A 12,350-nucleotide genomic window follows, 5' to 3' on the forward strand; every position below is an offset into this window, starting at 1 on the left:
AAGGCGTGCTTTTTACGCTATTCTGGTGGTAGAAACAAATATTCCGTTACCGGGTTGGCTAGGCCTGTGCCACCAGCCACCCGACAAATAGTATGAGCAGAATGATGATAATCATGGTTAGTCTTTTATTACTTCGGGGTTTCCTTTATAGGTTATTTTGCTGGCTATACCCTCGTTCATTTCCAGCCGCCCGGTAACATGCACCTTTGCTTTGGATGCCCCCGATGTGCGGATGTCGGCATCGCGAACGCGGAAATCGAATGCGCTCAGTTGCGAGGCGCCACTGATGCGGGCATCCAGTGAAGTGCCTTCTCCCTGAAGGATTAATTCAGAGGCACCGTTCAGGTTAACCCGCAGGTCGCGCACGTTGGCCTCGCCCCGGATTTCAACCGCACCTGATGCATCTAGTTCCAAATCGTCTTCGGTAAAATCTTTAAACCGCACTTTGCCGGCTCCGCTTACTTCCATGCGCTCCAGCTCAGGCATTGTAATGCGGATGTTCATTTGTTCCAGCTTAAGGGGGTTGCGTCTCCAGTTTATTCGTTTCTCATCGTCATAATCAATAATCAGTGTGCTGCCTCTGGTGTATATTTTGTATTTCTCTTTTTCGGTATCCCGGCCGATCCACTCTACAGCATAGGTATTTCCACGGGTAATGGTTACATCGAGCAGGCCGTTCAGTTCAAGTTCACTAAAATCCTCCAGGCCATACTGATCAGTAGCTGATGAGTCCTGCGGAAACGGTGTTTCTTCTGATTTGCTTTCGCAGGTTATGCACTTCAGCCATCCATCAGTGGTAATGAGCCAGGTGTTGCCGTTACGGTTTTCGTATTCAATATACTGCGAGAGCAACCGCCAGGTGTTATCATCGAGCACGAACGGATAATTGTATGGGATGTACAGCGTCATCTTTAACCGTTGTGCCCGGAACACGGCCCCGTTACTGAATTGGATGTTTGAATCAAACGTCAGGACAGAATCCTGTTGCTGAACGGTATAGTTAATCATTTGCGCATTATTGGCTGCTTCCTGGCGGGTTCGGCCCTGCGCCTCGAAATACTGTACCAGTTTAAAGGTCTTTCCTTCGTAGCCTTTTAATGATAGCGTGGTAACGTCATAATCGTCCAGTCCGGTTTCGCGGATTTTCAGTACAGCTGTTTTGCCTTGTAAGTCGTAAACCGTTTCCACTTTGTGTTCCCCATCTTCTTTAAAGCTCATTACAATTTTCGGCACGGTTGCGCTGAGCACCACAACGGATGACAGGAACAGGATAAACAGGAACCAGCCGGTGGCGGCATTAAATACTACCCGGTTAGCGATGGCCGAAATGCCCAGCAGCAGGATAATAATGCCCGGAATGAGCGACCCGATAAAGGCCACCGCTACGGTAAATGTTGGAATGGCGCGCGAAAACTCTTCAATCGGGAAACTGATATCCTGCCAGCCCAGCAGCCAGGCCGACTGGAAGGTAAAGAGGCCCAGGAAGATGCCAAAGGCAACCAGTACACCAATAACCAGGATGAGGCCTGTAAATGCAATAAGGATACCAATGGCCACTCGCAGTACTTCGGCTATCGGAGTTAGTATTTTACCTAAGCCGGTAATAAGCATGCCCAGCAGGCGGAAGGGAAAAAGCAGGATCTTTGTAAATGCATTCTCTTCACTACGCTGTGCATCGCTTCCTTTTTTTATGTTCGATTCAATATTTGAAAGGGTTACCGGCTCGCCCTGCATCTGCATTTTATCGGTAATGGATTTGGCCTCGGGCAATACAATCCACAGTACAATGTAGGTTACAATTCCAAGGCCACCGAATACGGTGAGGATGATAAAAAGTATGCGGACAATTACCACGTCCATGCCGAAGTATGCCGCCATACCGGCCGAAACTCCGCCAAGCACTTTTCTTTCCGGATCGCGGAAGAGCTTTTTGGTAATTTGGGGCTCATCCAGGTCATAGGAACCCGGAATAACTATCCACAGCACAAGATACACCAGTAGAATAACTCCATAAGCCAGTGTTAAAAAAGCAAACAGCAGGCGTATCCACACCGGGTCAACGTTAAAATAATTGCCTAAGCCTGCACACACGCCACCGAGTATTTTGCGCTTTTGGTCGCGTAAAAATTTCTTGTCGGTTTGTGATGAATAGGATTGTTGGCCCGAATTTGTTGTGCCCGAATCGGGTTGCACAAAATCCTGTTCTTCGGCTGCTTTGAAATCGTGCACGCTGCCCATGGTGGCAATCAGGTTTTTTACGTCTTCGCTGGTAATCACCTGTTTGCTTTCGCTGAGCTTGCTCAGAAAAATTTCGGCAATGCGGCTTTCAATATCGGCTAAAATTTCGCTGCTGTCGTCAAACGAACTGAAGTATTTGTTTACCGAGTCGAGGTATTTCTTCAGCGCTTCGTAGCCGTCTTCTTCAATATGAAAGATGATGCCGCTGATATTGATGCTGATATTCTTTTTCATAGTCGGGATAATCGAATGGTTAGGAAGTTGCTTTTGATCGTGACGTGATCATTTCCGTGGAATGGATGACCTCATCCCAGGTTTCGGTAAGTTTCTGCAGAAATTTCATACCCTTATCGGTAAGTTTATAGTATTTGCGTGGCGGCCCCGATTTTGACTCGACCCATTTGTATTCCAGCAGGCCCGAATTCTTAAGCCGGGTAAGTAATGGATACAGGGTGCCTTCTACCACTATCATACGGGCATTGGTGAGTTCATCCAGCAGGTCGGATGCATACACTTCGCCCCGCGAAATAATGTGAAGGACACAATATTCCAATACCCCTTTGCGCATCTGCACTTGTGTGTTCTCCAGGTTCATAACAGCCGGCCTTTGGCAGCCGGTACTTGGCATCACCAAGTACTAAGCCAAAGAACGTGATTTTTAAAAAAGCTTGTTTTTGAACCAAAATGAGTGGTTTTATCTTTTGAGGCCGGGTCGTAATTCCGTTCACTGGTCATAATTGAACAGTGCAAAATCAGAAGCGTACATGTTACGGGCTATTTTTAACGTGCTGCCGGAATAATAAACACGGTAGTCATAAGGTGGAGTTTGGTTCAGGTGAGGGAACTCCAAACCATAGGCCGAAAGAAACTTCTGTAATGCTTCCGGCTTTTCCAGTTTAAAAATCTTCACCGGGATTTTTCTTTTTAAATACGATGCAACAAACTGGCGCTGCGGGCGGAAGTGCTGATCCTTCAAGCGGTCGGGGATTTTACTGATCCGATACACAAACTCATCGAATGAAAGTGATTTTGGCAGTATGCCGAAAAGGTAATCGTTGTAAATAAAGTCGCTATCGTTTCGTTCAAAAAAATCGCGGTACACCGATACCAGCCGGTGTAGCGGATGGCGCACTACGGTAAAGCCGGTTAATGTTTTCAAAGCCGGCCCAACCTTGTCTTCAAGCCAACAATCCGTAATCAAATTTACCTGGGTTGAAGTAATGGTTTTGGGTAAATCCGGAAAATTGATTTTTAAAAGAGCAAACGAGCAGGATGTGTTTGCGGCCTTGGGTATGCGCACGTAAAAAAGTTTCTTTTCCGGGGCAACTAAATGCCCGCCTTGCTGGCGAAGTGAACTTTTTAAGTGTGCACCTGTGCTTTTAAATTGATGAACAATTAAGTTCTTATGAGGAAGCGGCTTTTCAGGAAGACTTTGATTTGGGAGAAATTTTTCAAACCCCGCCAGTTGACTTTTTTGTAAAAAAGCAAAATCAGTAGCCGGGGTTTTAAAGGAGCCGTGTTTGGCTATAACGGTAAGTAATGAAAGTAGTCCGGCCACAAACGTAAAACTAAAAAAAAGGCCGGCATGCAATTGCCTTTTACTTGGTGCCGCAAAACGGTATAAACGCCAATCCTGCCGTATATTGCAGGGTGAAAAGGTTGGCTTTCAGTAAAATACCGATGAATTGGCGAGGATTGGTGCTGTTTAATGTGCTGGCTGCGGTAATACCCGCTTTTTCTCAGCACGGCAACGAATGGATTCGGTTTAATCAGTTCTACTATAAAATTCCGGTTGCCCAAACCGGCCTGTACCGCATTACCTATACCGATTTACAGAATGCCGGCTTTCCGGTGTGGAGTGTAGACCCCCGAAGATTGCAACTCTTTCACCGCGGTGAAGAACAGGCCATATATATAGAAGGAGAGTCTGACGCGGTTTTTAACGTAACCGACTACATTGAATTTTTCGGTGTAAAGAATGACGGGACTTCTGATGCCTCGTTGTATAAACCAGCAGCGCACCAGCCGCACCCGTACCATAACCTGTTTAACGATACCACCTGGTACTTCTTAACCTACAACCTGCTGCAAGCCGGCAAGCGGATGCCCGTTACCTGGGAAGTAAATGTGACCAGCATACCCAAAGAAACCTCTCACCTTCATGAAAACCTGATGGTGCTGTCAAATCAGTATGCTACCGGCATTGGTTATGGGGCAGCACCAAACAATTTTATTCAAAATACTTTTTTTGATTTAGGCGAAGGCTGGACCGGCACGTTGCTTCGGCAGAATGAGCAAGCCGATTACGTGCTCACCAATCTCACCAATCAGGTGCAGGCTGACGGAACCCCGGTATTACAGGTGCAGGTGGTGAGCCGTGCCGATGTGCTTAACCGCGTGGAAATTTATGCCGGCCCGAATACGGCAGGTCTGCGACTATTGACCACTCAAAACTTTTCAGGGTTTACACCGGTTACACTTACGCTCCCCATCAATTGGACGGACATCGGGGGAGACGGCAACATGACGGTGCGTGTTCGTGCCCTCAGCCAGGGTGCCGGTGCAGCGCGCCTGAGTGCTTCATATATTAAATTGACTTTTCCGCAATCGTATAATGCCAGCGGTGCCACCGAAAAGTTTTTTAATCTGAATGAAAATCCTTCCGGTAAATCATACATCGAAGTTCAAAGCCCACCGGCTGGTGCACGGCTGTTCGATGTCACTTATCCGGCCGATGTAGTTTGGTATAAGCCGCCCACACCGGCTTCTCCTATGCATCCGGTTATATCCGGAACAACGGTTTCGCGAAAACTCTTTCTGGCCTCAGCTGCCCGTTCGGTTACAGGAATCAAGCGGGTACACTTCCGCCAGATTAACCCGCCAGAGCATGATTACATCATCATCAGCCACCCGTTGTTGCGTCAACCTGCCGGTGGCTATGCCGATCCGGTTAAAGCGTATGCTGAATACCGTGCATCTGTTGAAGGTGGTGGTTATGATACACTGTTGGTAAACATCGGCCAATTGTACGATCAGTTTGCTTATGGCGAAACCACACCGCTGGCGATTTACCGGTTTATGAAATTTTTTACCGATACGCATGTGCCCAAATACCTTTTCATTATCGGTAAAGGACTTGACCCTTCCTGGAATTACTTCCGTAATCCGAATGCCCCGGAGTTTGCCGTTCATAAAAACCTGGTACCCTCGGCCGGCATGCCGGCATCTGATATGCTTTTCACCATCGGCTTGGCCGGCACTACCTATGAACCGGCCGTACCTACTGGCAGAATTTCTTCTACATCGGCCGCACAGGTAGCGGCTTATCTGAATAAAGTCAAAGAGATGGAAGCCCAACCCTTTGATGCGCTGTGGCGTAAGCAACTTATTCATTTAAGCGGTGGCATCGCTGCCGGTGAGACGGATGCGTTCAGGATTTTTCTGGAGCAATATGCAGAAGTAGCCAAAGGCCCCTACCTGGGCGCCAGCATAAAAGCGCAGGCCAAGAACACAACAGAAGTGGGCGAACTTATTAACATAGCCGAGGAAGTGAATAACGGCACCAACCTGATTACTTTCTTTGGCCACAGTTCACCCACAACAAACGATTTTGAAGTAGGCTTTGTGACCGATCCGCTGCTGGGGTACAACAACCCGGGCAAGTACCCGATGTTCCTTATCAACGGCTGCAACTCGGCCGATTTCTTTACTACCACGCTGCGCTGGGGCGAAGACTGGGTGCTGGCCGCCAACAAGGGGGCGCTTGGCTTTATGGCGCATACATCGTTTGGTTATACGGCAACGCTTCGCAAGTATTCTGATATTTTTTATAACGTGGCGTATGGCGATTCAGTGTTTATAAAAATTGGTGTTGGCGATATCCAGAAAGAAGTGGCCAGGAGGTACATGCTTACCAGCCCGCCTACCGAAATCAATCTTACCCAGGTTAGCCAGATGCTGCTGCTGGGCGACCCGGCTGTAAAAGTATTCGGGGCCACAAAACCCGACTATGAAGTGAGCAGCAATACGCTGGCGGTCGAGTCGCTGGATGGTGAACCGGTTACCGCGCTTACCGATGAATTTTCGCTGCGGTTTATCATCCGCAATTTCGGGCAGGCCCGGCCCGATGTGCTGCCCGTGCGGGTAACCCGAATCTACAACGATAATTCAACTGAATCGTATGACACGCTTTATCAGCCTGTCTATCATGCCGACACCGTTTCGTTTGTAATCCGGCAGCAAAAGAACAAAGGCTTTGGCAATAACACATTCAGGGTAGAGTTGGATCCGTACAACCAGTACCCTGAACTGAATGAAGAAAACAATGCCGCTGAACTTAACCTGTTCATACCGCTTAATGTTACACGCAACCTGTTTCCGTACGATTTCGCAATTGTTAACTCAATAACTCCAAAACTCACATTTTCGAGTACCGATATTCTGGGTACAGCCCGCGATTTTGAACTGGAGGCGGATACAGTCAATACATTTGACAGCCCCTACCGGAAACAATTTGTGGTAAACGGTGTGATTGCCGAAAAAACCATTGACCTGCTCACGCAGGATTCGCTGGTGTATTACTGGCGTACCCGGTTTAAGGATCCGCAACCCGGTGAGAGCTCCGATTGGGTTCAATCGTCATTCAGCTACATTGCAGGTTCAGCCGAAGGCTGGGCACAGCTTCACTTTCCGCAATACCTTAAAAACAGTTCGGTAGGATTGGTGAAAGATGCCGAATTGCGCCTGCTGAAATTTGAAGAAAGCACCATCCCGGTGGATATCCACACCTTCGGCAGCAACCATCCCGCACCCCATACCGATGTTTCGGTAAAAATTAACGGCAGCGAATACAATCCCTCAACCTTTGTGGCTGTATGCCGCGACAACACCATTAACCTGATTGCGTTCGACCGGCATTCAACCATACCGTATGCAGGTCTTGAGCTTAACCCGTTTATCGGCCTGGCATGCGGCCGAAGGCCTCAGGTGATTAACAGCTTCAAACCGAATGAACTGGTAACAGGCCTTGGCAATGATATTTTTCAATACATGACCAACGTATCCGATGGCGATTCGGTGGTGGTATTTTCCATTGGTGATGCAGGATATTCCTTGTGGCCGGCCGCTGCCAAACTTCAGTTTGAGCTGATTGGTATTTCCGGTGCACAAATCAATTCCCTCCAACCCGGTGAACCCGTTGTGTTCTTCGGAAAAAAGGGCGCCTTGCCCGGTACAGCACGAATGTTCCGGCCCGCAGCCGCACCCGTTAATGAACAGGAACTTTCGGTGAGCGGTACCATCAGCGGAGGGTTCAGTGCAGGAACAATGACAACCACACGCATCGGGCCGGCAACAGCGTGGCAAAGTTTTACCGCACAGGCAGTGTTTTCAGAATTTCCGGTAACGGATTTATACCGCTTCAATATATATGGACTAAACCTTCAGGGTCAGTCTGATTTGCTTGTGCTTGATGCGGGCAATTCTGTTGATCTTTCGTTCATTGATGCCGGGCAATACCCTTACCTCCAGATTGAGTACTATGCTGAAGATGTTACCAACCTAACCCCGCCCCAGTTGACGAAGTGGCTGGTGCTGTACACCCCGGTGGCCGAAGGCGTACTCACTTATTCGGGCGAAGCCGGACCTGTTACCTTACACGAAGGTGAAACCTGGATTGGTAATTACGGGTTTAAAAACATTTCGCAGAAAAATTTTTCCGATTCGCTTGTGGTGCGGATGGAGGTATTTAATCAGCAAGCCCTGAGCAACGACCTGCGTACTGTAAAAATTAAAGCACCTGCACCCGGTGAGACCACACCCTTTACGTTTACTATAAACACCATTGAAAAAAGCGGACTGAACGATGTAAAAGTTTTTGTTAACCCGCGCCTGGTGCCTGAGCAATATTATGAAAACAATGTGTTGGAACTGTACAACCACCTCGATGTACAGGCCGATGTATTCAACCCGGTACTTGATGTAACGGTTGACGGCCGCTACCTGCAAAACGGAGACTATGTTTCACCGAATCCGAAAATCACTATCCGCTTATGGGATGAAAACTCGTTGATTAAAAAGACCGATACGCTGGGTGTGAAAATTTTCCTTACCTACCCGGAAGAAACAACACCAACCCCTGTTTATTTCAACCGCGCTGATGTAGCGTGGTTTGCCCAAACGGATGTAGAAGATTTTCGTGTTGAATTTCTACCGGTAAACCTGCCGGAAGGGGAGTACACGCTGCAGATTGAAGCCCGCGATGCGCGCAACAATGCCAGCGGTGCCGAGCTGTATACAATAACATTTAATGTGCGGTATGAACAAACGGCCTTATTGCTGGCACCTTATCCCAATCCAATGTCTTTTATTACCTCGTTTGTGCTGGTGCTCTCCGGTGAAACACCGCCCGACAAGTTGGTGCTTGATGTTTTTAACGGCAACGGCCAGCCTGTACGAACGGTTGAATTTGGCGACTTTGTGATTGGCACCAACCGGCTGGTGTGGGATGGAACCGACAGCAGGGGCAATACGCTGTCGAATGGATTATATCTATACCGGGTAAGATTAATCAGCAATGGCGAGTTGGTTTCTGTGGCTATACCGGAAGGCGAGCAGTTTCTGAAGAACGGGTACGGGAAGCTTGTAGTGGCGAGATAGCGAACTTAAACCTTGGCCGTCTTCCATCCGCCTCGTGAAAAAAGCCATAAGGTAAACAGCCCTACCGAGGTCTCGGAAATGAACACACCCCAAAACACACCCGACTGCTGCCAGTTTAAGTGAATGGCCAGGAACCACGACAGCGGTATCTGGATGAGCCAGAAAAACACCACGTTAATTTTGGTCGGGGTTTGCGTATCGCCTGCACCGTTAAAGGCCTGCACCGAAACCATCCACCAGCCGTACACAAACAGCGAGTAGGAGAGTATGCGCAGCCATTCAGCGCCTACGGCAATCACCCGCGCATCGGTTGTGAAAATACCCATCAGGGCGTTGTTAAAGAAAAAATAAACAAACGAAACACCCACCAGGAAAATCATATTGTACCCCCCGATTTTCCAAACAGATGATTCAGCCCGTTCGGGACTGCCCGCACCGAGGTTTTGCCCCACCAGGGTGGCCGCTGCATTGGATAGTCCCCAGGCGGGCATCATGGTAAACATCATCAGCCGGATGGCAATGGTTGAGCCGGCCACCGCTTCGCTGCCGATTTCCGACAAAATGCGCATCAGGAAAATCCATGACGTCATGGCCACAATCATCTGGCCTATGCCGCCCAGTGAGGTTCTGAAAATGTTCAGGATGATTTTTGCATCCCAAACCAGTTGAGCGTACATGGCTTTAATGTGTTTTCCGCCATGAAACAGCGTGTACAACTGAACCAGCACCCCGGCCCCCCGGCCAATGTTGGTGGCCATGGCCGCGCCTTCAATGCCGAAGGCCGGAATAAATCCCCAGCCGAAAATCAACAACGGATCCAACAGGATATTAATGCCATTGGCGATCCACAGCACACGCATGGCGATGGCGGCATCGCCCGCACCGCGAAATACTGCGTTGATGATAAACAGCAGCATGATAACCGCATTGCCACCCAGCATCCATTGCGTGTAGCGGTAGCCTTCGGTTAGCGCCCACGCATCGGCACCCATCAGTTGAAGCAACTCCTTGGCGTAAAAGATTCCGGCTATTGCAAATGGCAATGATGCGAGTATGCCAAGGAAGATAGATTGAATGGCTGAGCGGCCGGCCTCTTCGTTGTTTTTCTCGCCCACTCTTCGCGCAATAATGGCCGTTACTGCGGTGGCCAATCCCATAGCAATGGAGTATAAAAGAAACAGGTAGGTTTCGGTAAGTCCAACGGTAGCTACGGCCGAAGGGCCCAGTTTGCCAACGAAGAAAATATCAACCACAGCAAAGGTGGATTCCATTACCAGTTCGAGGATCATCGGAACGGCCAGCAGGAAAATAGCACGCCTGATACCTATTTGGGTGTAGTCGGCCTCGGTGCCGCTCATGGCATTTTTAAGTTCCTGCCAAATGGATGGACGCACCGGAGTAGCGGGAGGGGATGAAGAGGGGTTTTGTTGCATGGTTGTGGCTTACCAGATTTCAAATGTACCCTATTTACTAACAATCTTGTTTCAACAGCAACTAATTGTTATTGGTATCAGGCTTCCAGCAGTTGCTTAATGTTGAACTTTTTCATTTTTAAGAATGCTTGCATTACTCTTCCGGATCGCTTCTCATCACTCATCAGGCTATCCAGAACAGCAGGCACCACCTGCCAACTTACCCCAAAGGTATCTTTCAGCCAACCGCACATGCTTTCCCGGCCTCCTTCGGTTAGTCGGTTCCAGTAGTAATCAATTTCTTGTTGATCATTGCATTCGATAACAAACGAATTGCCTTCCGCAAAGTCGGCATCGTGCGGAAGGGAACTGCTCATGGCATTAATAATGAAATTATTCAACTTAACCTGTGCAAACAGCAGGGTTCCTTCCGGCTGTTTTGCATGGGGTGGATAGGGAGCTTCCAGTAAAACTGTTGAGTTACTGAAAATACCGGTATAATGATTCAATGCACGTTTTACCAGGCTGCTCTTGGCATTGGCGAACAATAGGCTCGGAACAATTTTCTGATGAGAATTAATGGCGTCAACGTCCAGTTGCCAGTTCACACCAAACCGGTCCCTTATCCATGCATAGTTTTCCGACCAGTCGTATTTCCCCAACGGCATGAGGATATCGCCATCTGTTGAGAGTAAGTGGTATAACCGGTTAATCTCGGTTTCGCTGCCGCAATACACATAATATGAAATGGCTGAGTTTACGCTAAAGGACGGTCCGCCATTTAACGCCATGAATTTCGTTCCGCCAGTTATAAAGGTTGTGGCTAATGCTGATTTTTTAAGGATGGCCGAACCCGGAAAAGCGGAGCAATAGAATTCAGCAGCTTTGTGTGCGTTGTTGTTAAACCACAAACAAGGATAGATATTGGTGTTCGTCATGGGATTATTTTTATGGTTGTTTTTCTTTGACCGGGGCCCTGAATTGCATTTTGTTAACCTCCCATAACACCGGTCTTGACTTTGCCGGCCCGCTTGTAGTGTGCGATAATTACTCCGGTTGGTGTAACAGAACTTTTTTCCAAAGTAAATGATGCTGCGCTCGAACTATTGTTGAACAGATTTTTTCCCTTACCCAGAATTAATGGATGAATTTTTAACCTGAGTTCGTCTGCTAAATCATGCTTAAGCAATAAGTGAACGAGCTCGCTACTGCCCCAAACCTGCATATCCGGACCTTTTGAGTTTTTCACTTTTTTTATGTCAGCTATGGATTTGATGAAGACAGAATTATTCCACCGCGACTTTTTGCGGGTTTTTGAAAGGACGTATTTTGTTCCATTGTTGATACCCGGCCAGAAGTCTGAATGAGCAGGCCAGTAATCCTCCCAGATTTCAAACGTTTTCCTGCCCAACAGATAATCTGCCGGTTGTTGTAATTCCTCCTGTACTACGTTGGCATACGTTTGATCATCATACGGAGCAACCCAACCTCCATATTTAAAACCGCCTGATGGGTCTTCTTTGGGGCTACCGGGTCCTTGCAAAACGCCATCCAATGTGATCATCGACAGGATAATTATTTTTCTCATGCTTAATGAATCCGGGTTTAGTCCTTAGCAGCACAATTGAACATCCAACGCACTCCAAATTTATCCGTGCAACTTCCGAAGTAATCACCCCAGAACATATCCTGCAACTCCATTTCAATGGTGCCTCCGGCCGAAAGTGCCTTGAACAGCCGTCTTGTTTCTTCGCGCGTATCGGGTTCGAGGTTAATGTACACGTTGTTGCCCATGTTCACTTTAAAGCCCATGGATTCAGGTGCATCGGTGCCCATTAACCTATGGCCGCCCAGTATAGGCAGGCATACGTGCATCACCAGGTTTTTGTCAGCCTCTGCGATAGGCGGGGCATCGGGTGAAGGCGGAATGTCGCTGAATCGTGAAATGCCGCCATCGAAATCATTACCAAAAACAGATTTGTAAAAAGTAAACGCTTCCTCGGTTTGCCGCGGAAAGTTCAGGTAGGTGCTTACGGTTGCCAT

At 48.2% G+C, this 12,350-nt stretch carries 8 protein-coding genes; 1 reads left to right on the forward strand and 7 read right to left on the reverse strand.

The genetic code is table 11. The features are described 5' to 3' along the window. Nucleotides 1–117: 117 nt before the first annotated feature. The 3 genes from HRU69_08485 to HRU69_08495 all read right to left on the reverse strand — a co-directional run bounded on the left by HRU69_08485 (nt 118) and on the right by HRU69_08495 (nt 3,796). Nucleotides 118–2,472, reverse strand: a complete 2,355-nt coding sequence (locus tag HRU69_08485; protein ID QOI97523.1) for a PspC domain-containing protein — start codon at nt 2,470–2,472, stop codon at nt 118–120. Between the two features lie 19 nt (nt 2,473–2,491). Continuing rightward, entirely contained in the window at nt 2,492–2,833 is a 342-nt protein-coding gene (locus tag HRU69_08490; protein QOI97524.1) for a PadR family transcriptional regulator, read from the reverse strand. Nucleotides 2,834–2,962: 129 nt separating this feature from the next. Beyond that, entirely contained in the window at nt 2,963–3,796 is an 834-nt protein-coding gene (locus HRU69_08495; protein ID QOI97525.1) for a sulfotransferase family 2 domain-containing protein, read from the reverse strand. Nucleotides 3,797–3,918: 122 nt separating this feature from the next. Between HRU69_08495 and HRU69_08500 the strand changes: the two genes are divergently transcribed. After that, the gene (locus HRU69_08500) at nt 3,919–8,895 is read left to right on the forward strand and encodes a hypothetical protein (GenBank protein ID QOI97526.1); all 4,977 of its coding nucleotides are present in this window, start codon (nt 3,919–3,921) and stop codon (nt 8,893–8,895) included. A 5-nt stretch (nt 8,896–8,900) separates the two neighbouring features. On the opposite strand, the gene HRU69_08505 is transcribed toward HRU69_08500, so the two are convergent. The 4 genes from HRU69_08505 to HRU69_08520 form a co-directional block, all read right to left on the reverse strand. Next, nucleotides 8,901–10,328: an MATE family efflux transporter gene (locus HRU69_08505; protein QOI97527.1), complete on the reverse strand. Its 1,428-nt coding sequence runs from the start codon at nt 10,326–10,328 to the stop codon at nt 8,901–8,903. 77 nt (nt 10,329–10,405) lie between these two features. Beyond that, entirely contained in the window at nt 10,406–11,245 is an 840-nt protein-coding gene (locus tag HRU69_08510; GenBank protein ID QOI97528.1) for a VOC family protein, read from the reverse strand. A gap of 53 nt (nt 11,246–11,298) precedes the next feature. Continuing rightward, a complete protein-coding gene (locus tag HRU69_08515) occupies nt 11,299–11,895 on the reverse strand; it encodes a dihydrofolate reductase family protein (GenBank protein ID QOI97529.1) in 597 nt (198 codons plus the stop codon). Between the two features lie 17 nt (nt 11,896–11,912). Continuing rightward, nucleotides 11,913–12,350, reverse strand: a complete 438-nt coding sequence (locus HRU69_08520; GenBank protein ID QOI97530.1) for a VOC family protein — start codon at nt 12,348–12,350, stop codon at nt 11,913–11,915.

This window comes from Flammeovirgaceae bacterium (genome assembly GCA_015180985.1).
Lineage (GTDB): Bacteria > Bacteroidota > Bacteroidia > Cytophagales > Cyclobacteriaceae > UBA2336.

Bases quoted from the DNA above. Each gene is read 5' to 3' on its own strand.
- HRU69_08485 (QOI97523.1), bottom strand. From the start codon at position 2,472: ATGAAAAAGAATATCAGCATCAATATCAGCGGCATCATCTTTCATATT.
- HRU69_08520 (QOI97530.1), bottom strand. From the start codon at position 12,350: ATGGCAACCGTAAGCACCTACCTGAACTTTCCGCGGCAAACCGAGGAA.
- HRU69_08500 (QOI97526.1), top strand. From the start codon at position 3,919: ATGAATTGGCGAGGATTGGTGCTGTTTAATGTGCTGGCTGCGGTAATA.
- HRU69_08490 (QOI97524.1), bottom strand. From the start codon at position 2,833: ATGAACCTGGAGAACACACAAGTGCAGATGCGCAAAGGGGTATTGGAA.
- HRU69_08505 (QOI97527.1), bottom strand. From the start codon at position 10,328: ATGCAACAAAACCCCTCTTCATCCCCTCCCGCTACTCCGGTGCGTCCA.
- HRU69_08515 (QOI97529.1), bottom strand. From the start codon at position 11,895: ATGAGAAAAATAATTATCCTGTCGATGATCACATTGGATGGCGTTTTG.
- HRU69_08510 (QOI97528.1), bottom strand. From the start codon at position 11,245: ATGACGAACACCAATATCTATCCTTGTTTGTGGTTTAACAACAACGCA.